Below are 22,728 nucleotides of genomic sequence, written 5' to 3' on the forward strand. Positions count from 1 at the left end.
TCGGTTGCGGCTTTAACGACCGTTTCCGTTTGTGGTTGGCTAGCAGCAGGTGTTGAAGTTGTGTCAGCACTTGCTGAAACAGCCCCCGTTGCTAATGCGGCAGCTGTACCGATGAAGAATAATGGTGCGTACAGCCAACCCTTCTTTGATTTAAACATTTTAACCCGACTCTTAACAACTGGACGAGTTACCTTACGATTATCTGATGACATTTTAAACTTTCCCCTTTCTTGTTCACCTCGTACTTTCTCTCTTTAACGATTGTTTGTAAACAACTAAATTGACACAAAGTTTCGTTGGCGTTAATTTATTTATCGAAATGTATCCGGTTTATAAGTTGTTCCGTTTTCGTGATTATCGTAGCAAACAGGGGCCCAACTTGGTCGGTTGCATAACAGAAACAACCACACTTTATTAAAAATCTTATAAAAACGATTACAAAAAAGATCATATAACTTTGTTAAAAAGTTCATTTTAATACGTTGACTGTATATTTTCGGGTCACAATTGTTATTATTTTATTTAATTAATTCTTTTTAGTTTTTTTGAACGTTATTCCCCTTGTTAACTATGATTCTCATGAGGTTTAACGCCCTAAAAACCTTTTACTAAGCGGTTTTTACCCTTCTGAATTTTATTTCTATTTATTAACCAGTTACCCGCTTCACTATTTTTCGAACACTGTGAATGGTCAGCAAATCCTTCATCGTATGAATCACTTATAAATTTAATCATCGAAAATCGCCACTTCATTTGTCAATACATAAATTTAACTAGTTAATCATTCATTTACACATGATTGACCGTTTCTACTATATAATATGTCAATTCATCGGACCGAGTTTGCGCCGTTGATTAACCCAACCATTTTAAAAGGCACCGACTGGATTACTAGTCAGTGCCTTTATTTGATCTATTTACGTAAACTCAGTTTTTCAACGTTGAGGATTTCATCAATCCATCCATCATAGAAACCAACTTCATGGCTAACCATAATCAGGTTGCCCCGGAACTTTTGAAGTGCCTCGCTCAACGCATTCTTCGTTTCATCATCCAAATGGTTGGTCGGTTCATCCATTATTAGGAAGTTTGATGGCGTCAATTCCATGATGGCCAGCTTAACCTTCGTTTGTTCCCCACCCGAAAGCAAGTTCATTGGCTTCATGACATTGGCGGCATTGATTCCGGCAGCCCCAAGCTTTGTCCGAATCGTCTTCGGCAACATTGTCGGAAATTCATTTTGAATGATTTGAAGTGGTGTCAGCCGATCATCTTCCCAATCCAAGTCCTGATTGAAGTAGTTGATTTTTGCAGAGGGTGAAAATTCTGCCTCACCAGCTAACGGTGTCAGTTCGCCGAGGATCGACTTAATCAGCGTTGATTTCCCGACCCCGTTGAACCCGGCAAACGCAATTTTTTGAGCGGTCCCCAACGTAAACGTCACGGGTGCTAACAGTGGCCGTTCGTATCCAGCAGACAATCCCCGAACCACCAACGCGTTTTGTGAGCCCGTATCAAGATACGGAAAGTCAAACCGGGCCTGAACGTTATCTGACGGCGGATCGATCCGTTCCATCCGGTTCAGCATCTTTTCACGTGACTTCGCCATGTTGGAGTGTGAACCAGCCTTAAACTTTGAAATCAGCTTTTCGTTCTTTTCAATAACGACCCGCTGTTTCTCGTAGGCCTTTTCTTGGAATTCGCGTTTCTCTTCCTTTTGCTTCATGGCCTTCTTGAAGCTACCACGGTACTTCGTGATCTGCCCAAAGGAAACGTCACAAATCGCATTCGTGACGGCTTCCAAGAAATCATAGTCATGTGAAATGACCATGGCGGCCCCTTCATAACCATTTAAATAATCTTCAAGCCACTGAATGTGTGCCACATCAAGATAGTTTGTCGGTTCATCAAGCAGAATAACGTCTGGATTTTCTAGCAACAGCTTAGCCAAAATAATCTTTGACCGCTGGCCACCGGACATTTCTGACACAACGTGGTCCTTACCGATCTCGTTTAAACCCAGTCCAGTAATGACCCGTTCAATTTCGGTCTCGACGTCATAAAAATTACGGGCTGCCAGTTCATCTTGTAACCGTCCCGCCTTTTCTAACAACGCATCATCCATCGACTCCGCATAGTCAGCATAGTATTGCTGCATCTTTGCGTCCTTAGCATATAATTCAGCGTACGCAGTGTGCAGAAACTCAATTAACGTCATCCCCTCCGGAATGTCCGCATACTGGTCTAAATAACCTATCCGCACGTTTTTTTGCCATTTAATGGCACCTTCAACGGGAAGCAGTGTTCCCGTTAAGATTTTGATCAACGTCGACTTACCCGCCCCGTTTTGCCCGACGATACCTAAGTGTTCACCCTTTTCCAACTGGAAACTGGCGTCTTCATAAAGGTTTTTATCGGCAAAGCTCATGGATAAGCCCGTTACTTCTAACAAGCTCATGATTAATTACTCTCTTTTTCTTCGTCCCACTGGTTAGTCGGTTGCGCATTCTTAACGAATAAAGCCTGTTCCAACCAGTTTTCATGTTGTTTCAGCGTTTAATAATATACCACATTTCACAAGGCAAGACCAACGATGGCGGTGACCGGACCTGTGTGCTAGACTTAGACAAAATACGTTTGCTGGAGGTTTTTCACCCATGAATGTCCGCACTATTAGCCAACTTACCATTAATGTCAGTGATCCAAAACGGGCCTGGCGCTTTTATCATGAAGTCTTTGACTTGCCAGAGACCATCCTCCCCGACGGAACTGATAGTGTGTTGGTGAATGGTCAACCGCTCACCTTTATCACAGTGCCCGAACACCCAGCAAACAACGATCAAAGCGCTCCTGATATCGTTATTCACGCTCACGATAACATTGACGCGTTAATCAGCCACCTACAAAACTACTGGGTGCCAATCATCGCCGGCCCCCTAACAGATGGTGACCTGCAGGCAGTTTACATTAATGATTTCGAAGGGAATTTGATTGAAATTCTGGAACGACCTAAACATTAAGCCTTCACTCAAGAAAGACCGGCTAAACCCTCATTATATGGGTTCAGCCGGTCTTTTAGTTTAATGACTTGTGACTGTGGCAACATCCGCACCGCGTTTAACCGCCGTGGGTGCAACCATCGTTAGTTCATCCACATGATCCATGTTTGTGATCACAACCATGGTCGTCGTCGCTTTTCCTGCTGTCCGAATGGCCTCGAAGTCAACTGTCAGTATTGGTTCACCGGCACTGACGATCGTCCCAGCTTCCAGAAGCGTTGTAAACGGCGCCCCATCCAGTTCCACCGTGTTGATCCCCACGTGAACGAGAATTTCTAACCCACTTGTGGTCGTTACCCCAAACGCATGCTTGGTTGGGAAAATCATGGAAATCGTTCCGGCGACCGGACTCACAATTGTTCCCGTTGTCGGCTCAATGGCGTACCCATCACCCAGTAACTTTCCGCCAAACGTTTCGTCTGCAACAGCGCTCAAGTCAACCATGTTCCCATCAGCAACGGCTGCCAGTGTCGTCACATGCGTTATTGGCGTTTGTGCGACCGTCTCACCTGCGTCAGGCGTTGAACTCACGGGATCAGCGACTGCCAACGTTTCTGAAACCTCACCACGATAGATGGCTTCCAGCGCGTCTTCAACAAACTGAACTTCTGTCCCGATGATAATTTGAATGTTATGTTCATCAAGTACGTTTACAGCTGGTGCTCCCGTTGCTCGAATCGCGGCCGCGTCCACGACCGCGGTGTCCTTTAACTGCCACCGCAACCGGGTCGTACAATTCCCCATCTGTTGCACGTTACTTTTTCCACCAATGGCAGCCCAAATCTTCCGGCCCTGGCGGAGATACTTATCTTCCGTAGCGTCCGTTGGTTCATCATCGTTTGCCATGGACGGGTCATCATCTTCACGACCCGGTGTTTTTAAATCAAAGTGCTTAATGGCAAAATCAAAACCAAAGTAGTAAATCACGGCCATGCCAAGCCCCTGAACCAGAAGCATTAACGGCATGTTTGCCAGTGGCATTCGTGTACTTAATAAAAAGTCGACTAACCCTGCGCTAAACGAAAAACCTGCCGTCCAGTGCATCGCAGCGGCTAGGGCCAGGGATAGCCCCGTAAAGATCGCATGAAGTAAATAGAGTGGCCAAGCCACAAACATAAAGGAAAACTCCAACGGTTCGCTCACCCCGGTAAAGAATGAGGCAAACGCACCGGCAAGCATGAGGGAACCTGTCTTTTTCTTATTTTCTGGCCGCGCATTGCGATAAATCGCGTAGGCACCAGCAGGCAGTCCGAACATCATGACGGGGAAAAAGCCCGCCATGTACATGCCCGTCACCCCTTTAGTTCCAGAACCAGCAAGCCACTTCCCCATGTCATTAATATCAGCCACATTAAACCAAAAGACCGCGTTCAACGCGTGGTGTAAACCAGTAGGAATTAACAACCGGTTGAAAAATCCGTAAAGACCAGCACCAACCCAGCCAAGTTTCGAAATGGTTGTCCCAAATGCCACCAACGCACCGTAAACAGCCGGCCAGACAAAAAGTAAAACCAGTGTGACGAACATCATTGAAACCGCTGCTAGGATCGGCACACTCCGCTTTCCGGAGAAAAAGGACAGGGCCATTGGCAGCTTGGTCGCATGAAACCGGTTATACAACGCCGCCGCGATCAGCCCGGCAATGATCCCAATCAGCACGTTATTGTGAATCGCCGTAAACGCTGGGTTTACCGCACTCACTTTAATCTGCAAAAATGGGGCAAGGTGGATTGGGTCGAGCATGTATGCCGGGATGATGTAGGCCACTAACCCAGCAACGGCCGCTGCGCCATCCTGACGTTCTGACATTCCTAATGCTAACCCAATGGCGAAAAGGAGCGCAAGTGAATCTAACACTGCCGTTCCACCATTAACTAAAAAGCCACCCACTGCGTTTGCTTTACCGATCCAGTTACCGATCCCAATTAACAGTGCGGCAGCCGGTAGCGTGGCTACTGGTAGCATTAAGGAACGGCCCATCCGTTGAAAATACTCTTTCATGCTTTCATTTCTCCTGTCATTTTCATACCAATGGTATTTATAATACCGTTTAATCGTTGGTACGCAAGCATATAGTTGCTACAATTGACCTATACCATTAATCGGAGGCCTTGTGCGCCTTGACCTGCCGTCCAGAAAACTTTTTTCATTTATTTTCACTGCTAACCACATTTGCTTTCATTAGTTTAAAACCGTATAAAAAAGGCGTGATTGGTGTCTATACCAATCACGCCTTTCATTTTTATCTTCATCCAATTGTGGTTGTTTTAATCAACCAACGAGCGCCAATCCTGAGCGTAAATAAAGCCCATCGCTTTTTCACCCGTGTGGACCCCAATCAGTGGTCCGATAATGCCATCCTCGAAGATCACAGATGGTTGCGCTGCCCGCGAAGCTGCTAACCACTGCGCCTTCAAATCTGCATTATTTGCATCCACGATGCTCACACGCAGCGGATAATTTGTTGTCGCCACAATCTCAGCAAACTGCTTTTGAATGCTTAGAAATGCACGTTTCATTTGTCGTTCACGGCCGGTTGCAATAATTTTACCTTCTGGTGTAAACGCCAGCATTGGCTTAATTTGCAGCATCGTCCCGATGAGTGACTGACCATTAGAGATTCTGCCGGTGCGCATTAAATGACGCATATCATCCACGACAAACATCACCTTTGTCGTTTCCCGTAACTGGGCCAAGCGCGCAAAAATCTCATCAACGCTGTGGCCCTTTTCAGCAAGCGCAGCTGCCAGGAGAACCTGATTTCCAGCCCCAGCACAGGCGATCCGCGAATCCCAGATGTGAACATCCAAATTATCAACCGTTGGGGCATATGCTTCGACGTTTGAAATAAATCCGGAGATGCCACTTGATAGGCCCACGATAATGGCCGTGTCGTACCCATCGGCAACAACCTGGTCTAGCACCCGTTGAACTTCCCCATTTGACGGTTGTGATGTCGTTGGCGCAACGTGTTCTGTTTTAAGTAGGGCATAAAATTTCTTTGCATCTAAGTCCACATTTTCGTGATACACATGATTCCCAAACAAGACTGGATCATTGATCACATAAATGTGGTAACGGTCTTGATCTGCTGCGTTAATGTACGCTGAACTATCCGTTAACACCGCAATTTTCATATCAATTACCTAGTTTCATTTAATGTCGTTTCATTCATTATCTCAATTGACTGATGGAACTGCAAACACAGAGTCACAGGTATCCCACCGCCGCTAATGCCACGCCACCAAGTAGTGAAGCGACGACATACCCAACGGCCAGCGCATGATGGTGATCGTGCATGAGCAACACCACTTCATTAACCATGGTTGAAAAGGTCGTGAACCCACCCAACAGTCCCGCACCAAGGAATACCTTAATAGCCAGCGGCCACGTACTCCCCATGAGCACCCCTAAGCACAAGCTTCCCACTAAGTTAATACCAAACGTCGCCCATGGAAAGGGAACCTGGTGATTAAACTGTTTCTCAAATTGCATCACCAAATAGCGAAGGATTGCGCCGCCGCTTGCGCCCAGGCCAGCCAGTCCGCTCATTAGGATCATTGCCAATCACCCTCCGTCCGTTCCAGTAGCCAGTGCGCCAACCGTTGCCCGGCGCTTGCGGCCGCAAGTCCGCCAATAACGGAGCTCAGCACGTAGACCGTTACGACCAGCCATTGGCCAGTCTGCAACAGTTTGACACACTCTAAGGAAAAGCTCGAAAACGTGGTGAACGCACCGATCATCCCGGTCCCTAGTCCTAAAATCACTTCGCTAGGTAATGGCAAGCGGTTCGCCAACCAAAAGTTAACCATGGCCAATAAAAACGCGCCACTAATGTTAATCGCAATCGTTGTTCCGTACCACTGTGTCGTTAGCGGCCACATTAGTTCTAGTAGTTCCCGCAAGAACCCACCAACAAACGCAAATCCGCCGACGGCTAATATTCGTCGTGTCATTTTGTCATTTCCCCTCTGTTTTAACGCTAGACATCCCTCTACCTTACTCAAGAATCGCCGTTATGACAACTAACGCCCGGGGAAATTCACCAATCTGTAAAAAAACATTTGACACGATTGAAGCGCTCCTCTACACTACAACGTATAAAGACAGCTTACAAAAAGGAGTTCGTTATGATGGTGATTAGTCACGTTCAACAACTAAATACTTGGCAAAGCCGGTAATTCAGGTTGCTTAACCACCATCGTGGCTGGATGCAATCTGAAGTCAGATCTTCGATTGCATCTGTGCCGACTAACTTTGATGTGAATTCATCACCGAGTGCGCACGGATTAACCCCTGTGTGAGCCCGGTGTTTTTTATTTTAACGGCAGCTCGCACACGTGAGCTGCCGTTTTTTCATGTTCTCACCGCCACCACCCATTTTATTCAAAGGAGTTCCTGCTTATGAAACGCTTGTACAGTCTCATTGCCATTATTTTCATTTTCCTCGGCGTCGCCTTTTTCCAAGGTAAACAGCAACAACGCGCCCAACAAAAAATTCCAACGGTTGGTGTTCTCCAACTGTTGACCCATCCGGCCCTCGATACCATCAATCGTGGAATCGACGATAGCCTGAAGGCCCACGGGTACATCCCCGGGAAGACCATTCACATTGATTTTCAAAACGCTGAGGGCGACCAAAGTAACTTGCAAACAATGAGCGCCCGTTTTGTTCATGAACAGGTCGATGTCGCGATTGGGATTGCCACCCCATCAGCTCAGGCACTAGCTAATGCGACCACAAAGATTCCGGTTGTCTTAGGAGCTGTCACCGACCCGAAAGGTGCAAAACTCGTTCAAAACAACACGCGTCCCGGTGGCAACATCACTGGTGTTTCCGACCAGGCACCGCTTGCTGAGCAACTCGGTTTGATCAAGAAGCTAACACCAAACCTCAAGACACTCGGGATCATTTACACGTCAAGCGACGACTCGGCAACGGCGCAATACAAGCAGTTTAAGGCCCTTTGTCAAAAGGAACACATCACCTTAAAGGCCTACTCTGTTGCGAACACCAATGACGTTAACCAGGTCTCACAAACCATGGCTAATGAGGTGGACGCCGTGTACGTTCCGACCGACAACACGTTAGCTAGTGCGATGCAGACCCTGGTTGCCAACACTAACGCCAAGAAGATTCCGGTCTTTCCAGCCGTTGACACCATGGTTAAACAGGGCGGACTTGCCACTTACTCCGTCAACCAGTACAAGCTGGGCCGCTTAACCGGCGACATGACCGTTGCCATCTTGAAACACAAAAAGACACCAGCAACCACACCAATTGAATATGTCCGCCACGGTGACTTAACCATTAACCTCAAGGTTGCCAAACAACTGGGCATCACCATCCCACAATCACTCATTAATGAAGCAAAGCAAAAGGGGGAACTTTACAAATGACACTCATTACATCCGCAATCGGCCAGGGGCTCTTATGGGCCATCCTGGGTCTCGGCTTGTTCCTCACCTTTCGAATTCTCGATTTCCCCGACATGACCGTTGAAGGCACGTTTCCACTCGGTGCTGCCACCGCTGTTGCCTTGATCTATCGGGGCATGAACCCATTGTTGGCCACGCTGTGTGCGTTTCTGGTTGGGATGGGCGCCGGCCTCATCACTGGGTTACTGTACACCAAGGGCCGTATTCCCATTTTATTGGCCGGAATCCTCGTTATGACCGCCGCCTACTCCGTAAACTTACGAATCATGGGGCGCGCTAACCTGAGTCTTCTTGGGAAGTCTTCCCTCTTCAAGAACGACTTCTTAGAATCACTCCCACAGTACTTTGACGGCGTTTTTGTCGGTCTTATTGTGATCATCCTTGTTACCGGCCTACTCGTCTTCTTTCTTAACACCAACCTGGGGCAAGCATTTATCGCAACCGGTGATAACCCCACCATGGCTCGCTCCGTCGGCATCAAAACAGACCGGATGGTCATTATGGGCCTCATGCTATCAAACGGGCTCATCGCAATGGGCGGTGCGCTTGTGGCCCAAAATAACGGCTATGCTGACGTTAACATGGGTATTGGGATCATCGTCATTGCGCTTGCCTCGATCATCATCGGGGAAGTTGCGTTTGGTGAATTATCCCTGACCCAGCGCCTGATTGCCGTTACCCTAGGGAGTATTTTATACCGCTTTGCTTTACTGATTGTATTACAACTCAACTTCTCTGCTAACGACCTAAACTTACTATCCGCAATCATCCTCGCGCTTTGTTTATTACTACCGCGGTTCCGTCAGTTTCTCCACTTTGATCGCCTCGTTGAAAGGAGCACCCATCATGGCCACAACTAATTCTGAACCACTGCTAGAACTGAGCCACGTTTCCACCGTGGTCAACGCGCACACCGCTAACGAAACGACGATTCTAAACGACCTGAATCTGGCCATTTATCCTGGTGACTTTATCACTGTTCTTGGTTCAAATGGCGCTGGTAAGTCCACCCTCTTTAACGTTATTGGTGGCAATCTCACCGCAGATCAAGGTGACGTTTTGCTACACGGCCAATCCATTAAACATGAAAGTGAAGAACAGCGAACCCGTTTCCTCGCCCGTGTCTTCCAAGATCCTAAATTAGGAACGGCGCCCCGGATGACCGTTGCTGAAAACCTTCTGTTAGCCTCACACCGGGGCCAACGACGGGGCCTTGTTCCTCGTCACCTCCACCGCCACATGACAGATTACAAGACGATGGCCGCCACGATGAACAACAATCTTGAAAACCGGTTAGACACGGCCGCAGGGGCCCTCTCTGGTGGACAACGGCAGGCACTCAGCTTCCTAATGGCCGTCGAGAGTAAACCTGAACTCCTTCTATTAGACGAACACACGGCAGCGTTAGATCCCAAAACATCGGAGCAATTAATGACGGCCACAAATGAACGCATCGCAGCCGATCACCTCACGTGCCTAATGATCACCCACCGGCTTGAAGACGCCCTTAAATACGGCAACCGTCTCATCGTTTTGAATGGCGGAAAGGTCACCGTCGACGTTTCAGGTGCCGAAAAGGCTGCATTGACCCGCGAACAACTCTTTGGCTTTTTTGAAACCCTCTAAGCGTTGCTAGAACTTGCGTTTATCAGGTATCCTAGGGGTAAAGTTCGTTTGAAAGGACAGTTCATAAATGAATCCGCTTGTTTCAATTATCATCCCCGTTCATAATGCTCGGGCAACGCTAGACCACTGCTTAGGCAGTCTCGCACGCCAAACCTACGCGAACATCGAACTTCTGCTTGTGGATGACGCCTCAACCGATGACTCCGGCACCATCTGTGCGTTCTGGGCCGCTCGTGAACCACGGATCCAGGTCTTGACCCAATCCACAAACCAAGGTGTCTCAGCTGCCCGCAACCGTGGCCTTACAACGGCAACCGGAAAATTCGTGTGTTTTGTCGACAGCGACGACTGGTGCGAACCCACCTACATTGAGCGCTTCGTTAATAACATGACGACCCATCAGGTCGCCATGGCTTGTGGTGGCTATTTTGCAGACGGCGGCCTTATCAAAGCAATTACTAACGATCCGCTCGCCCGTCAGCTTAGCCAAGAAGAACTGCTGACCGACATCATTAAGCCCAGCGGCGACATTCGTGGTTTCCTGTGGAACAAGTGCTACTCACTTAACGTTATCAACGCGCACAACCTGCGCTTCGACACTGAGTTGGCCATGATGGAAGACCAGCTTTTCAACGTGCAGTATGCCACCACAATTGACGGAGCCTGGTACGATTCAACACAGACGTATCATTACGTGACCTACAGTGACAGCGCTAGCCACGCTCTGTCAGCCAAGAAATTGACCAACGAGTTTGCAGCACTGGATAAAATTGACGCGGCCCTTCAAACAACGGGATTGACCGCAACACCATTTCATCCAGAACAATAAGCATAATAAATAAGGGTTCGAAATCTTAGATGATTTCGAACCCTTATTTGATTGAAAAATCATTGACCTTGCCGGTAGTAATAGCTATCAGCAGAATAATTATCAGCATTTTGAGTCCCAATAAGCCGTGGTTTGCTCGTATCAGATTGATCTCCGGCCTTGTTTTTGACCCCAATGGGATAAGCCGCCAGATAGTAACCAAAAAGACCCTCTGGACCCACTTGCATTTCGACTCCTGATGCAGTCATTTCCGATTTATTCATGTGGCTAGTGTATGTTGTACCATCCGGATCATTGTACTGAACCGAACCGTCAGCATGAACTGTCGCTACAGAACCAGCACCGTTCTTCCATGTTCCCACTAACGAGCTCATGTCACCATGTGCCATTGCTGCACTATCAATATCACCTGCCGCTACTAATTCTTGCGTTGAAGCAGTTTGCGTCTTTGCAGGCGCCGCTACCATGGAAGAATCCTTTGCGGCTTGTGACGTCGCTTTTGCAGTTGCTGCCACTTTTGTCGACGGTGTAACCGCACTTGATGAGCTTGCGGTTACTGTTGCTGATGAACTTGCTGACGAACCTTGCTTTTGGTGGCGGTGAGCGGACTCACCCGTCGTCTTTTTATCATCACTGGTCGTTGTTGCTTTAGCAACTTCGATACCTTTCTGTTGCTTCGCCGTTTCACGATGAAAAATCGTGTCAAACCCCTGCGTGTGTGTGACCGACAACGTGGCCCCCGCCCCCACAACGACCAAAGCAACAACAACCATGGTGGTGATTACCGCCCATCGACGCCGTTGTGCCCGAATGACATAAAAGTCTGCCTGCCAATTTGGGTCATCCCGCCGTTGTTTGAAAAATTCATACGTATGTGGTGAACGCGTGGTTCCCCCGAAATATTTCTTAGCCACTACGAACGCTCTCCAATCTTTTTTAATTATGAAATCACAGCTTTATCAGTTGCCGCGCAAAAACATCAAGCACAGCTGAATGTCCGTGGTTCCCAGTTGTACTTGATGCTTTCAATTATCGTTAATTATTTACGCGGCACTTTCCGCGGAATTAAGTTCCGAACGCCCCCAGACGGGACCTTCATGTCACCCTCATACCGTGGAATCAAATGAACGTGAGCATGAAAAACCGTTTGCCCAGCGTCAGCACCAAGGTTCATGCCGATGTTGTATGCATCTGGATGATACTGGTCATCAAGTTGCGCTTTCATTGCAACAACCAGTTCATCAATGGCCGCTTTTTCTTCATTGGTAAGCCCCCACCAATCCGTCGCGTGGCGCTTTGGCACGATCAATGTGTGCCCGGGGTTCACCGGATGAATATCCCAAAATGCTTTGGCCAAGTCATTTTCAATAATGATGTCCGTTTTTTCACAGAACGGACAACCAGGTTTCTGCGTTAAGTTCATTTTTGCTCCCCTCATTGACGGTTCACTGACCGTGCATGGCGCCGCCGATGATTACTAATCAATAACCACAACCACAGGCAACCACTCACAAACGTTAACACTGTTGTTAAAAATTGGAACATTTGGACATTTGCTGCAAACCAGGACAACGTCTGGTTGTGATAGCGTGACGTTAGTTGATCTAACACCGTCCCACTTACAGAATTGGTCAATGAATCAACCACCGTAGTGCTGCTTCCTAAGCCAAATGAGGATGCCTGTTGATTCACGTCTGCCGCGATGGCCGCCTTAATCGTCTTATTATTAAAGTTCAGGTCTTCACCGGCGTAAGTCTCCTGGACACCCGTCTTGAGCGTTGCTTTAATCAGTCGATCCGAAGCGATACTGCTTGGGAGGTGATTATTCGTCAGTGTGGTTACGAATTCATCATGAACCTGATTAACTACCATTGGTGACTGCACTGCTTGTGCCATGAACGGTTCACTCAAAACGGTCAACCGAACACCAAGACTCACTAGGAAAACAAGCCCGACTAAGAAGCTTAGGAATCCGTGCGGACGACGCAATTTTTTAACGGGATCATTCGCCACTTTTGGCGGCTGACTGTGCCGGCTCATCCGTGTTCCCTGTTGGTTTTCATAATCATTTTTCATAACGTCATTTTAGCACAATTCTGATCATCCCCGATCGCTTCAAACGTTAAAAAAACCGTAAGTCACGTTGTTTAGACTGTTTATAAATTACTAATAATAACCATTACTGGAATAAGTTAATTTAATTGACCTTTTAGCCGCTTGCAGTTATAGTGACCCTAATCCAGCATTTTGTAACCGGTTACTTATTTGACCCATTGCAGTTTGACGATTGTTTCGACCAATAACAACAACATCGTTGACTAAGTGCATCTATTTTCCCTAAAACGGATATTTTTGTACACTTTCGTTATAATTTTTAAAATTTTTTTATTATCGCTAAACGTTGGTATAACAACGGTTAACCCCCTGTTACATTACTCAATTAAATAAAAACTAGCAAAATCAGTTTGACAGTTAATATAAATTAACTTATAGTTATTATCAGCAAATGGTAAACATAACAAATTCCCTGACACTCAAGGAGGACTGCATATGCTACACATTTACACGATTGGCTCATCCACTTCATGTCGCCGCGCCGTTCAATGGTTAAAGGACAACATGGTTCCTTTCAAAGAACATCCCATTGATACGACCGCTGAGAAAACCGTTAAGGCACGTGAAAATCTTTCGCCAGACGTTTTGAAACAATTCTTAGCAGCCAGTGAAAATGGTTGTGATGAGCTGGTCGCTCCCCGCTCACTCGCAATGCAGGCGCTAAGCAAAAAAATGGACCTAACACAACTTTCACTCAAAGAAATGTTAAACGTCATTATTGATAATCCGAAAATGCTGCGCTGGCCAATTGCGTTTGATGACACGCGAAAGGTGCTGCAGGTCGGTTTTAACGACGACGAATTTGGGACGTTTATTCCCCGTCGTCTTCGAAAACAGGAATTAAATAGTATTCTTGTCCGCTTAAACAGCTAATTTCCATTCCCCCTCTTGTTTACAAAAAAAGCACGCCACCACTGCCTGATGACCAGTGGTGACGTGCTTTTTGTTATTTTTGTTGCCATGAACGACCATTAGGATTTTGTGGATAGCGTGTTTGTGGTGTGTAGTGTGAATTCCACAGAAAGTCCACCAACGCCCGATCCACCCGGGGATTTTGGTGCAGTAAATAATGGATCACGGTGATTCCACCAAACAAAATCTGCGTTTGGTAATGATCCACACGCCCTGTCAGCGTGGTTCCGAGTTGTTGGTCACCCTCAACGGAAACACCAAAATCGCCCCCAGTATTAAACGCATTTCCGGCAATGTTTAACACCGAAATGTGCTGAGGAAACCGTGTCACGGCCCGCCGTTCAGCCTTACTGTACGTCGTCGCAATGTTGACAAACTTTACTGTTGTTGGGTAATCCTCACGATGATCAGCCGCTGGCCCCGTCAAGTACTGGTAAATAATGTTACACCCTGATGAATGCCCCACTAGATTCACCGTCTGGATGTGCTCTTGCTGCTTTAATTGTTTCATGATCGGTCTCAGTTGCTTGGCCTCTTTTTGCGCATTATGATTGTCCGCAAAAAGCACCAGAATCAGCGGATTATGGTTTCCAAGTGGGCCCTTTTTATCAATGGTTGCATGCCCACTTTTCGAAACGTGGATCGTCCAAACCGGCCGGCCAATGTCATAACGTGCCAACCGATCGATCAGCGGACCAAACGTCAGCCAGTTACTGTAGTCTCCCGAAATAAACAGCGTTGGCGTCTTACTGTACGTCACCCGGACGTGCCCCAGCTGCTTTTGTTCACCAGCTTCAAAGTTCATCACAATTCCTGCAATCAATAACAGACCACACAGTGTCCCAATCAACCAATGAATAAACCGATCTTGTTTTGCTGGCCGAACCGCGACCACATGTTTTTGTTCACCCATGTCGTTTACTCCCATATGTACTGGCGCCATTATACCCCACGCTGACGCCGAATCATTAAATCATTGATGAAAATTAAGAAGTCATCACACCACTTTTGCTAGCGCAAACGCGAAACGACGAGCAGCCTCCGTCTCCTCTAAGGCAAACAGGGCCCTCATGGACAAAGAACCGTCCATAAGCGCCCTGTTTGTCTTAGAGGAGTGAGCCTAAACGCTCGTCGTTTCGCTCTACTCTTTTTCTTTCAACTTTGTCTCGAAGTAATGGTCCAATTTTTCCTTTGGGTAAACGCCCGTTACCTTTTCAAAGGCTTTTCCATCCTTAAACATCACCAGACTTGGAATGCCCATCACCTTATACTGCTGGGCAATGGCCTGATGGTCATCAACGTTCATCTTTAAGAAGTTGATCTTCCCATCATACTCCGCCTCAAGCTGGTCCAAAATTGGGTCCATCATTTTACATGGGCCACACCAAGATGCCCAAAAATCAATCACAGAAATCCCCGTTGCGGTTGCCTGATCAATCTCTTCCTGGCTTGTTACTGCTTGCGCCATCGGTTTGTCCTCCTGAAAATTCTTTCACCCATCATACCACACATAATCGCCTTAAGAATGATGAACAGCCGGTTGTTTGAGCCGTTTTCGCGACTGCCACACATAGTGGACGATCAGTGTGACCACCGTCGCGATAATAATCACCCCGCCAAAGAGGCCCGCGGACAGGTCGATCCCAATCAGTGGAATCGAGAGGACCAGTTTGACCGCAATCAGTGCGATGAGGACGTAAGCCATCGTTTCTAATTCGGGAATCGTTCGCATGACCCGCATGATCACTTCCGCAACACCACGCATACATAAAATCCCAATCAGTCCACCAATCAGGACAATGACTGGATTCGTTGAGACGGCTAGTGATGTCAAAACTGAATCAATGGAAAAAACAATGTCCATCACCTCAATTTGAATGACCACCGCCCAAAACGGTGATAAGCCGCGCCAATGACGCGGTGCTTGTGGTGCAACTGTCGGTGCGTTTTCACCAACCGGGTGGCGCTTTTGCTGCGTCACCATGTGGTGAAAATACCGATAGACCAGGTACACTAAGTACCCTGCCCCTAACACCTTGATCCACCAAAATTTAATGAGGTACGTTCCAAGCCCAATGATCAAAAAGCGAAACAGATAGGCGCCCCATAACCCATAAAACAACGATTTTTCACGTTCCTGCAGGTTTGTTAACGATGTCGTCTGAGCGGCTAACACCACCGCGTTATCGACTGACAATAAACATTCAATCATAACAAGCGACAAGATAATGAGCCAGTCATTTCCACTGGTCAAGACTGCCGCCCAGTTATGACCATCAAAAAACGGGCCGTAAAGCTGATTCAATCCGTGCAACAATTAAAGGCCCTCTTTCTTTTCCGTGCTACAGTCTACCACTTTTGACGCCACTCTGAGCCGTTTATCCGGTGAATGTCGCAAAATCCGGTGGTAGTGGTGCGGTCACCGTCGTACGCTGCCCCGTAAACGGAACCAACAAGTTCAGGCGACGCGCATGCAGCATCAGCCGCGGTGCTCGTTCCTGTTCCTCACGGTTTGCGTACAGCGGATCACCTAAAATGGCGTGACCGTTTCCGGCTAGGTGGACCCGTAACTGGTGGGTTCGCCCCGTTGCCAACGTGAGCTGCACTAACGTTGCCGTTGGTGTCTCATCCAGCACCTCATAGTGCGTCAATGCGGTCTGTGGCCGCTCACCATCCAACATTCGTTTGCGTTTATCATCTGGGTCACGGCCGATTGCATCACTAAACGCTCCCGTCTGGTGGTCAAAATGGCCGGCCACCCAGGCAACGTAGGTTCGATCAATCCGTTTATCACTAATCAACCGATCTAAGATTGGGACCACGAGGGGGTTCTTCGCCACGATCATCGCCCCACTTGTTGCCATATCTAAGCGGTGGACCATGGCCGGCGCCACGCCCTGTGGTGCTAGTTGTGTGGTCAAATAGTTCATGACCGTCCCACGCTCACCAGCCTGATTCGGGTGGCTTTTCACGCCAGTTGGCTTATCAATAACCACCAAATCATCATTTTCAAACAACACTGGGATGCTCATCCGTTCATCCGGTTCGTACGCTTGAAGCGGCGTTTGTAACTCATCCGCCCGAACGGTTAACGTCACATGATCACCAGCCGCAACCGGCATGCTGTACGGACGATATTTTGCGTTTACAAGCACATCCTGCCGCACCCGCAAATAGTGCTGGAGGCGTTTTGGAATGAGCCATAAACTCAATAATTCACGAACCGTTACACCCGCCTCTGTGGGGGTAACAACGTGGCTCGATTGCCACGTTGCCTGGTTAGTCACGCGATCATTTGTCATCATAAATCCTTTCAGGTTTGTTCAGTTGTTTCATTGATCCATTTGCCATTATTCATTGCCTCACTCACCAAAAATGCGGGGAGTTTCCCTTTCGATACGGTTGTTCCAATGGTATAGTGAATAAGTTCTTTTGAACCACCATTTAATCTAATTAAGGGGAGGCTCTTCACATGGCAAAAGTGACGCCGGATGATGTCGCACAAACGTTACGACAAACATTAATTAACGTTCGAACCAATGATAATACATTGCAACAGACTAAGGCAGCAGCCCATATCAGCGCCTATCAGCTTAGCCTCACCCAACTCCAAATTCTGCAGCGCCTTGCGGTAAGCGACGTGCCGGTTACCAACAGTTTATTGGCAACGTGGTTTGCAATCTCCAAGCCAGCCATTACAAAAGCCCTCCACAAACTGACATCAATGGATTTGGTTAATCGCCATCAAAATGAAGCGGACCATCGAATCACTACCCTCACACTGACGGAGGCTGGCCAATTACTGGCTGAAGAATACCAAACGGTTGATGCCAGCGCTAAGGCAACGTATCACACCATCGCTGATCAGTTCAGCAAGGGTGACCGTAAATTGCTTATGAAATTTTTGACCCTCATTAATGAAGCCATTCATTCTGGTCAACCACTTTAATTCATCAAAAAGGGACACTGTAATTTCAGTTAATTACAGCGTCCCTTTCGCATTAGTCTCGGTAGTTGATTACTAGTGCCTCTAGGTCAATTTTATTCGTCGCACAACGACCGTTCCATCAACGTCTCACTAATGTGCGTATTGCCCCAATCGCAAATGGCATCCAGGACCGGAATCAAAGATTGGCCCTTTGTTGTCAGTTCATACTCAACGTGGGGTTGTGCCGTTTGAAAATCGTGGCGACTGATTAGCCCGTCGTCCTCTAATTCTCGTAGCTGATTGGTCAACGTTTTGTGCGAGACCTGCCCAATGTGGTGTTGCAAGTCCGCAAAGCGACGGTGGGTCTCTTCAGCTAAATGGTACATAATCATGATTTTCCACTTTCCCTGAATCATCTGCATCGTGGCATCAAATTCATTCAGGTACTGTGGTTGCGTCGCCGTTGGTCGTGCTTGCATGAGGTCTTCCTTTCAAAACGAGCTTAACCGCCCGTGGTTACCTTAAGGTGCGTACTTTTCTTTGATATTGTATGCCATTATACTGATAATCGTCAAAAGAGACCGATTAAAACATCATCTATCAAACCAAATTTTGGAGGAACTTAATAATGAAACCACTTGTTGTTATTACAGGCGCCAGTTCTGGCTTTGGTGCCGAAATCGCTAAACAATTCAACGCCGATGGCTTTCCAATGCTCTTACTTGGTCGTCGGATCGATAAATTAACCGCGCTAGCAAAGGACTTTGATAACGCGATGGTTGATACCGTTGACGTTACTGACTACGCTCAGTTTGAAGCTGCTATCCGTAAGGCCGAAGCTAAGTACGGTAAGACCGACTTATTGGTCAACAATGCCGGTTTAATGCTCTTAGGGAACGTTCAGGTCCAAGACCCTAAGGAATGGCAAACAATGCTGGACACCAACGTTATGGGTGTTCTAAACGGGACGCAAATCGTCTTGAACGATATGCGCGAACGTGAACACGGAACCATTTTAAACATGTCTTCCCTCGCCGGTAAGAAGACGTTCGTGAACCACGCTGCGTACGTTGCTTCTAAGTTTGGTGTCCACGGTTTATCAGAAACCATTCGTGAAGAAAATGCCGCAAAGAACGTGCGGGTCATGACGGTTGCGCCTGGTGCCGCTGAAACTGAATTATTAACTCACGTCACTAGTGACTCTGCACTGTCAGATTACCAAGCATGGAAAGAAACCATGGGCGGACTGACACTTGATCCAAAGCATGTTGCTGAAACCGTTAAGTTCATGTATGACATGCCACAAGAAGTCAACATTCGTGAAGTTGACATCGCGGCAACACGGCAAGACGCTTAGTCGTTTACGACCATTAGAAAAATCATTTATTAATTAAAAGGACTGATTTCCTCATTTAGGGAATCAGTCCTTTTAATTAACACACGTGGTACAATGAACCACATAATTATTGTTCGTTTGGGGGCCTTATGATGTGGCATCAATATTTAGAACCCATTCATGTCGCAATCGTGGTGTTTCCACTTCTTGCGCTGGGGTTATCGCTTCCATTGTTCATTTATCATTACCATCGGGATGGCGCGATTTCACGCTGGCAGATCGCGGTTAGCTACAGTTTTTTCTTCTATCTACTGTGTGCTTACTTTCTCATTATCTTGCCCCTGCCATCGCGTGCCAGTGTGGCGCTATTAACAACACCTAAATCTAACCTGCACCCACTACTTGTAGTGCAGTCGTTACGGGCAACGGGATTTTCGCTCCATAATCCCGCCACGTGGATCCCGACGTTACATACCGCTGGCTTTCAACAGCCCTTTTTCAACGTCATGCTAACCGTTCCGTTTGGTTTTTACCTTCACTACTATTACAAACGTAATTTATTAACCACCATCCTGTGTTCGTTTTTACTGAGCCTCTTTTTCGAACTCACACAGCTAAGCGGTTTGTACGGACTTTACGTTCGGCCATACCGGCTATTCGACGTTGACGATCTTATTTTAAACACCACTGGGGGCTTGCTGGGATGGCTCTTTGCGCCACTGTTAACGTGGCTACTGCCCACCCGTGAGGCCATCAATTCGGCTAACGTCAACCGGGCCAAAACGGTCGGCTGGCTTCGTCGGTTCACTGCCGGGGTCGTTGATTGGCTCATTATCGGTACGTTTACCGTCATTGGCGCAATTATCATCAGTGGAACCGGTCATCACCCGTCATTACTGCTTCTGGTCATCATTAATGCCGGCCTGGTTCTTTACCTCCCTGAATGGCGCTTTAATGGCTATACCTTTGGGCTTCGTGCCGTTCAATTACAAGTTCGCAGCAATAACTGGCGCAAACCTTCCTGGATTCAGCTTGCGTTACGCCAATTTTTAGGGACCGGGAGCATCATTCTTCTTGGCTGGCTTCTTGCCCATTCCTTTGATCAAACGGGGCGTTACGTTGCTCAGTCATCCCAACTATTATTCACGATCCTCTTAGCAGGCTGTTTAATCATCGACCTACTTTTTGCTGAAATTATTACCGGCTACCCGCCGTTCTTTGAACGTTTCAGTCAAACACGTCTCATCTCACTCTTTGACCCAGCCGCCACCGCGCCGCATGGTTCAACTCATCGTTCTCACTAAGGAGCTTTTATGCTAACACTCTCTCAAGCAACCACGTTTCTCATTTATTTTCCCGGTGCTGTCTTCTTGCTCGCCATTGTTCTCACCCTTGTGGGCTTCCATCGTGAACCCCGGCGGTTACTAAATGCCTGGTTTTTGGTCTTAGGGGCCGTCATCCTGCTTGGTATGCCGATCGTTTTATTAAGTCAGTTGTCAGACACGCACACCATCGGCTGGCGCCTCCTCATGGGACTAGGTTACCTGGCTTTAGCGCTTGGCCTCTTTGATTGGTTAATGCTTCTCAACTGGCACGTTTCTGCTTGGCGTCGGCACCTCAAAACACTGGGGATTATCGATCTAATTGTTGCCCTGGTGCTTGCCGTAGTGCCCTTTATTCCAATGCTCGCATGGCCGACACATTTGCTAACACCATTACGTTTTGTCAACACGGCCCTGATTCTGCTTGGCGGATACATGGTCATCACACTTGCTGATTTCCTTCTCTCCGTCTGGATCTATCCACGGCAAACGACACTTCATGACGAACATTATGTCATCGTGCTTGGTAGCGGTTTGCACCATGGAAACGAGTTGACTAAACTACTTCAGGCGCGTGTCGATACTGCCGTTGCGGTTGCTAGTGCAGCCCACGATAAAACGTCCACGTGGCCGGTTCTCATCATGTCTGGTGGTCAGGGCGCTGACGAAACGGTTAGTGAAGCCAGTGCAATGGCTGACTACGCCAAAGAAAGTGGCTACCCTGCTGACGCCATTCGGTTGGAACAAAAGTCGACCAGTACGTTTGAAAACTTTCAGTACGCCATTGATGAAATTCACGAACAGCACCCAACGATTGAATTTGTAACGAGTAACTTTCACATTTTTCGGGCCGCGGTCTTTGCTGCTAGCCTGAAATTAACGAGCCGCGGCATTGCTGCTCCCACGCGGTCAAATTACTACTGGCGTGGTTTGATGCGCGAATACGCTGCCATGACGTGGCTCCATCGCACACGCCACCTGGTCAGCCTCGCCATTATCATTATTTTGACCATTACCATCCCACTATTTTTCCGGTAACCGGAAGACAAGAAAAGAGCCTCGTTATGCTAACACCAATTGAAATCAACAATAACTTCGAATGGGTCAACGTTCAGGACGAAACGGCCGCGGAACACCGGCGTTTAATTCAAAGTTACAAGCTAACAGAAGAAATGTATGGTTATGCAACCGATCCCAATGAACGTGCCCGGGTTGAAATCGATAAAGAAACCGGCATTTCGCTCATCATTTTTAACGTCTTAACAGATGAAGACGTGGAAAATGCCACCGCCCCAATCGGCTTTTTGTTTAAAGGTAAACGTGTTTTTACGTTTACGAGTGGCGCCACAAATTACGTTCAAGATTTGGTCATCAGCTCTAACTCAGCCCTTAAATTACCGCCACTTGAACAACAGCAGCCAATTGACGCCATTTTAGGTCTTCTATACAAACTCACCACAAACTATCTCAATCAAATCAACGGGTTAGACCGCCAGCGGGCTAAAATTCAGCACAGTTTGAAAACCAACCCTGAGCACAGCGCCATTAATGAGCTCATGGACATTGAGACCCGTCTGGTTTACTACCTGACTTCGCTTAAAACAAACACGGACATGCTTCAAGACTTCAAGCGGATTCCCGTAGTGCCGATTAGTACGGACCAGGAAGAACACCTGATGGATATTGTGGTTGAATCTCAACAAGGTTTAGAAATGGCCCAGATGACCTCTGACGTTGTGGAACGTGTCTCAAACGCCTATTCTAACCTGATTGACAACAACTTGAATAACACGATGAAGTTCTTAACGGCCTATTCTGTCATCATGACGGTGCCCACGATTGTTTCCGGTTTCTTCGGGCAAAACGTCCCCTTACCGTTTGAGCACCTCAAGTTCGGCTGGCAAATCACCGTCGCCATCACTGCCCTGCTGGGCTACGTCGTTTACCTTATCCTGAAGCACTACAAGCTGTTTGATCGGTAAATGGTAAGCAATTACATAAAATCGCCTCACGGAGCTTATACAGAGCTCTGTGAGGCGATTTTTAATTACTAACGCGGAAAGACTCAGGTAACGACAATGTGGCATTCATGGACCAAAACCGTCCATCCTGAACCATTGGTTCTAACTGCCACAAACGCGCGCCAGCACACAGGCCCTTTC

At 47.5% G+C, this 22,728-nt stretch carries 25 protein-coding genes; 11 read left to right on the top strand and 14 right to left on the bottom strand.

All coding sequences use genetic code 11. The features are described 5' to 3' along the window. Both ACKTR5_RS10640 and ACKTR5_RS10645 read right to left on the bottom strand, forming a co-directional pair. A partial coding sequence (locus ACKTR5_RS10640; protein WP_407881401.1) for a KxYKxGKxW signal peptide domain-containing protein occupies positions 1–212 on the bottom strand: 212 nt, incomplete at its 3' end. A 701-nt stretch (positions 213–913) separates the two neighbouring features. Beyond that, on the bottom strand, positions 914–2,458 hold the full coding sequence (locus tag ACKTR5_RS10645; RefSeq protein WP_407881402.1) for an ABC-F family ATP-binding cassette domain-containing protein: 1,545 nt from the start codon (positions 2,456–2,458) through the stop codon (positions 914–916). A gap of 199 nt (positions 2,459–2,657) precedes the next feature. Here ACKTR5_RS10645 and ACKTR5_RS10650 point away from each other — a divergent pair, with 199 nt between their 5' ends. Continuing rightward, entirely contained in the window at positions 2,658–3,020 is a 363-nt protein-coding gene (locus tag ACKTR5_RS10650) for a VOC family protein (RefSeq protein ID WP_407881404.1), read from the top strand. 60 nt (positions 3,021–3,080) lie between these two features. Here ACKTR5_RS10650 and nagE read toward each other — a convergent pair whose 3' ends face one another. The 4 genes from nagE to ACKTR5_RS10670 form a co-directional block, all read right to left on the bottom strand. Beyond that, entirely contained in the window at positions 3,081–5,060 is a 1,980-nt protein-coding gene (nagE, locus tag ACKTR5_RS10655; protein ID WP_407881406.1) for an N-acetylglucosamine-specific PTS transporter subunit IIBC, read from the bottom strand. Positions 5,061–5,326: 266 nt separating this feature from the next. Then, positions 5,327–6,196, bottom strand: a complete 870-nt coding sequence (locus ACKTR5_RS10660; RefSeq protein WP_407881407.1) for a DegV family protein — start codon at positions 6,194–6,196, stop codon at positions 5,327–5,329. A gap of 73 nt (positions 6,197–6,269) precedes the next feature. Next, positions 6,270–6,620: a fluoride efflux transporter FluC gene (locus ACKTR5_RS10665; RefSeq protein ID WP_407881408.1), complete on the bottom strand. Its 351-nt coding sequence runs from the start codon at positions 6,618–6,620 to the stop codon at positions 6,270–6,272. Beyond that, complete coding sequence (locus ACKTR5_RS10670; protein WP_407881410.1) at positions 6,617–7,015, bottom strand: fluoride efflux transporter FluC; 399 nt, start codon at positions 7,013–7,015, stop codon at positions 6,617–6,619. The genes ACKTR5_RS10665 and ACKTR5_RS10670 overlap by 4 nt, the downstream gene beginning before the upstream one ends. Positions 7,016–7,463: 448 nt before the next feature. Here ACKTR5_RS10670 and trpX point away from each other — a divergent pair, with 448 nt between their 5' ends. The 4 genes from trpX (at position 7,464) to ACKTR5_RS10690 (ending at position 10,953) form a co-directional block, all read left to right on the top strand. After that, positions 7,464–8,459 carry a tryptophan ABC transporter substrate-binding protein gene (gene trpX, locus ACKTR5_RS10675; RefSeq protein ID WP_407881412.1) on the top strand — a complete coding sequence of 332 codons (996 nt, stop codon included), beginning with the start codon at positions 7,464–7,466 and terminating at the stop codon, positions 8,457–8,459. Continuing rightward, positions 8,456–9,358, top strand: a complete 903-nt coding sequence (locus ACKTR5_RS10680) for an ABC transporter permease (protein ID WP_407881414.1) — start codon at positions 8,456–8,458, stop codon at positions 9,356–9,358. Before trpX ends, ACKTR5_RS10680 begins: the two co-directional genes overlap by 4 nt. After that, on the top strand, positions 9,345–10,124 hold the full coding sequence (locus ACKTR5_RS10685; RefSeq protein WP_407881415.1) for an ABC transporter ATP-binding protein: 780 nt from the start codon (positions 9,345–9,347) through the stop codon (positions 10,122–10,124). The genes ACKTR5_RS10680 and ACKTR5_RS10685 overlap by 14 nt, the downstream gene beginning before the upstream one ends. A gap of 67 nt (positions 10,125–10,191) precedes the next feature. Then, the gene (locus tag ACKTR5_RS10690) at positions 10,192–10,953 is read left to right on the top strand and encodes a glycosyltransferase family 2 protein (RefSeq protein WP_407881416.1); all 762 of its coding nucleotides are present in this window, start codon (positions 10,192–10,194) and stop codon (positions 10,951–10,953) included. Between the two features lie 59 nt (positions 10,954–11,012). On the opposite strand, the gene ACKTR5_RS10695 is transcribed toward ACKTR5_RS10690, so the two are convergent. The 3 genes from ACKTR5_RS10695 to ACKTR5_RS10705 form a co-directional block, all read right to left on the bottom strand. Continuing rightward, positions 11,013–11,867 carry a DUF6287 domain-containing protein gene (locus ACKTR5_RS10695; protein WP_407881418.1) on the bottom strand — a complete coding sequence of 285 codons (855 nt, stop codon included), beginning with the start codon at positions 11,865–11,867 and terminating at the stop codon, positions 11,013–11,015. 125 nt (positions 11,868–11,992) lie between these two features. Continuing rightward, positions 11,993–12,376: an HIT family protein gene (locus ACKTR5_RS10700; protein ID WP_407881419.1), complete on the bottom strand. Its 384-nt coding sequence runs from the start codon at positions 12,374–12,376 to the stop codon at positions 11,993–11,995. Positions 12,377–12,387: 11 nt separating this feature from the next. Then, complete coding sequence (locus ACKTR5_RS10705) at positions 12,388–13,029, bottom strand: hypothetical protein (protein WP_407881420.1); 642 nt, start codon at positions 13,027–13,029, stop codon at positions 12,388–12,390. Between the two features lie 474 nt (positions 13,030–13,503). On the opposite strand from ACKTR5_RS10705, the gene ACKTR5_RS10710 reads away from it, so the two are divergent. Then, positions 13,504–13,941: a Spx/MgsR family RNA polymerase-binding regulatory protein gene (locus tag ACKTR5_RS10710; protein ID WP_407881421.1), complete on the top strand. Its 438-nt coding sequence runs from the start codon at positions 13,504–13,506 to the stop codon at positions 13,939–13,941. A 73-nt stretch (positions 13,942–14,014) separates the two neighbouring features. On the opposite strand, the gene ACKTR5_RS10715 is transcribed toward ACKTR5_RS10710, so the two are convergent. The 4 genes from ACKTR5_RS10715 to ACKTR5_RS10730 all read right to left on the bottom strand — a co-directional run bounded on the left by ACKTR5_RS10715 (position 14,015) and on the right by ACKTR5_RS10730 (position 17,285). Beyond that, a complete protein-coding gene (locus ACKTR5_RS10715) occupies positions 14,015–14,893 on the bottom strand; it encodes an alpha/beta hydrolase (RefSeq protein ID WP_407881422.1) in 879 nt (292 codons plus the stop codon). 228 nt (positions 14,894–15,121) lie between these two features. Further along, a complete protein-coding gene (gene trxA / locus ACKTR5_RS10720) occupies positions 15,122–15,448 on the bottom strand; it encodes a thioredoxin (RefSeq protein ID WP_407881423.1) in 327 nt (108 codons plus the stop codon). Positions 15,449–15,499: 51 nt separating this feature from the next. Further along, the gene (locus tag ACKTR5_RS10725; protein WP_407881425.1) at positions 15,500–16,297 is read right to left on the bottom strand and encodes a TerC family protein; all 798 of its coding nucleotides are present in this window, start codon (positions 16,295–16,297) and stop codon (positions 15,500–15,502) included. A 61-nt stretch (positions 16,298–16,358) separates the two neighbouring features. After that, positions 16,359–17,285, bottom strand: coding sequence for an RluA family pseudouridine synthase (locus tag ACKTR5_RS10730; protein ID WP_407881426.1), 927 nt, complete (start codon positions 17,283–17,285; stop codon positions 16,359–16,361). Between the two features lie 167 nt (positions 17,286–17,452). On the opposite strand from ACKTR5_RS10730, the gene ACKTR5_RS10735 reads away from it, so the two are divergent. After that, on the top strand, positions 17,453–17,929 hold the full coding sequence (locus ACKTR5_RS10735; protein ID WP_407881427.1) for a MarR family winged helix-turn-helix transcriptional regulator: 477 nt from the start codon (positions 17,453–17,455) through the stop codon (positions 17,927–17,929). Positions 17,930–18,021: 92 nt separating this feature from the next. Here ACKTR5_RS10735 and ACKTR5_RS10740 read toward each other — a convergent pair whose 3' ends face one another. Continuing rightward, positions 18,022–18,387: a winged helix-turn-helix transcriptional regulator gene (locus tag ACKTR5_RS10740; protein WP_407881429.1), complete on the bottom strand. Its 366-nt coding sequence runs from the start codon at positions 18,385–18,387 to the stop codon at positions 18,022–18,024. A 149-nt stretch (positions 18,388–18,536) separates the two neighbouring features. Between ACKTR5_RS10740 and ACKTR5_RS10745 the strand changes: the two genes are divergently transcribed. The 4 genes from ACKTR5_RS10745 (at position 18,537) to ACKTR5_RS10760 (ending at position 22,548) form a co-directional block, all read left to right on the top strand. Then, complete coding sequence (locus ACKTR5_RS10745) at positions 18,537–19,265, top strand: SDR family oxidoreductase (protein ID WP_407881430.1); 729 nt, start codon at positions 18,537–18,539, stop codon at positions 19,263–19,265. Between the two features lie 131 nt (positions 19,266–19,396). Beyond that, positions 19,397–20,548 (top strand): VanZ family protein, encoded by a 1,152-nt coding sequence (locus tag ACKTR5_RS10750; RefSeq protein ID WP_407881431.1) that lies wholly within the window; start codon positions 19,397–19,399, stop codon positions 20,546–20,548. 9 nt (positions 20,549–20,557) lie between these two features. Further along, positions 20,558–21,604, top strand: coding sequence for a YdcF family protein (locus ACKTR5_RS10755; RefSeq protein WP_407881433.1), 1,047 nt, complete (start codon positions 20,558–20,560; stop codon positions 21,602–21,604). Between the two features lie 26 nt (positions 21,605–21,630). Beyond that, positions 21,631–22,548: a magnesium transporter CorA family protein gene (locus ACKTR5_RS10760; RefSeq protein ID WP_407881434.1), complete on the top strand. Its 918-nt coding sequence runs from the start codon at positions 21,631–21,633 to the stop codon at positions 22,546–22,548. Positions 22,549–22,728: the final 180 nt, after the last annotated feature.

Origin of the sequence: Furfurilactobacillus entadae (genome assembly GCF_045862745.1) — a bacterium.
GTDB classification, from domain to species: domain Bacteria; phylum Bacillota; class Bacilli; order Lactobacillales; family Lactobacillaceae; genus Furfurilactobacillus; species Furfurilactobacillus entadae.

Coding starts and splice junctions, on each gene's coding strand:
- ACKTR5_RS10645 (WP_407881402.1), bottom strand. CDS start 2,458: ATGAGCTTGTTAGAAGTAACGGGCTTATCCATGAGCTTTGCCGATAAA.
- ACKTR5_RS10650 (WP_407881404.1), top strand. CDS start 2,658: ATGAATGTCCGCACTATTAGCCAACTTACCATTAATGTCAGTGATCCA.
- nagE (WP_407881406.1), bottom strand. CDS start 5,060: ATGAAAGAGTATTTTCAACGGATGGGCCGTTCCTTAATGCTACCAGTA.
- ACKTR5_RS10660 (WP_407881407.1), bottom strand. CDS start 6,196: ATGAAAATTGCGGTGTTAACGGATAGTTCAGCGTACATTAACGCAGCA.
- ACKTR5_RS10665 (WP_407881408.1), bottom strand. CDS start 6,620: ATGATCCTAATGAGCGGACTGGCTGGCCTGGGCGCAAGCGGCGGCGCA.
- ACKTR5_RS10670 (WP_407881410.1), bottom strand. CDS start 7,015: ATGACACGACGAATATTAGCCGTCGGCGGATTTGCGTTTGTTGGTGGG.
- trpX (WP_407881412.1), top strand. CDS start 7,464: ATGAAACGCTTGTACAGTCTCATTGCCATTATTTTCATTTTCCTCGGC.
- ACKTR5_RS10680 (WP_407881414.1), top strand. CDS start 8,456: ATGACACTCATTACATCCGCAATCGGCCAGGGGCTCTTATGGGCCATC.
- ACKTR5_RS10685 (WP_407881415.1), top strand. CDS start 9,345: ATGGCCACAACTAATTCTGAACCACTGCTAGAACTGAGCCACGTTTCC.
- ACKTR5_RS10690 (WP_407881416.1), top strand. CDS start 10,192: ATGAATCCGCTTGTTTCAATTATCATCCCCGTTCATAATGCTCGGGCA.
- ACKTR5_RS10700 (WP_407881419.1), bottom strand. CDS start 12,376: ATGAACTTAACGCAGAAACCTGGTTGTCCGTTCTGTGAAAAAACGGAC.
- ACKTR5_RS10705 (WP_407881420.1), bottom strand. CDS start 13,029: ATGAAAAATGATTATGAAAACCAACAGGGAACACGGATGAGCCGGCAC.
- ACKTR5_RS10710 (WP_407881421.1), top strand. CDS start 13,504: ATGCTACACATTTACACGATTGGCTCATCCACTTCATGTCGCCGCGCC.
- ACKTR5_RS10715 (WP_407881422.1), bottom strand. CDS start 14,893: ATGGGTGAACAAAAACATGTGGTCGCGGTTCGGCCAGCAAAACAAGAT.
- trxA (WP_407881423.1), bottom strand. CDS start 15,448: ATGGCGCAAGCAGTAACAAGCCAGGAAGAGATTGATCAGGCAACCGCA.
- ACKTR5_RS10730 (WP_407881426.1), bottom strand. CDS start 17,285: ATGATGACAAATGATCGCGTGACTAACCAGGCAACGTGGCAATCGAGC.
- ACKTR5_RS10735 (WP_407881427.1), top strand. CDS start 17,453: ATGGCAAAAGTGACGCCGGATGATGTCGCACAAACGTTACGACAAACA.
- ACKTR5_RS10740 (WP_407881429.1), bottom strand. CDS start 18,387: ATGCAAGCACGACCAACGGCGACGCAACCACAGTACCTGAATGAATTT.
- ACKTR5_RS10745 (WP_407881430.1), top strand. CDS start 18,537: ATGAAACCACTTGTTGTTATTACAGGCGCCAGTTCTGGCTTTGGTGCC.
- ACKTR5_RS10750 (WP_407881431.1), top strand. CDS start 19,397: ATGTGGCATCAATATTTAGAACCCATTCATGTCGCAATCGTGGTGTTT.
- ACKTR5_RS10755 (WP_407881433.1), top strand. CDS start 20,558: ATGCTAACACTCTCTCAAGCAACCACGTTTCTCATTTATTTTCCCGGT.
- ACKTR5_RS10760 (WP_407881434.1), top strand. CDS start 21,631: ATGCTAACACCAATTGAAATCAACAATAACTTCGAATGGGTCAACGTT.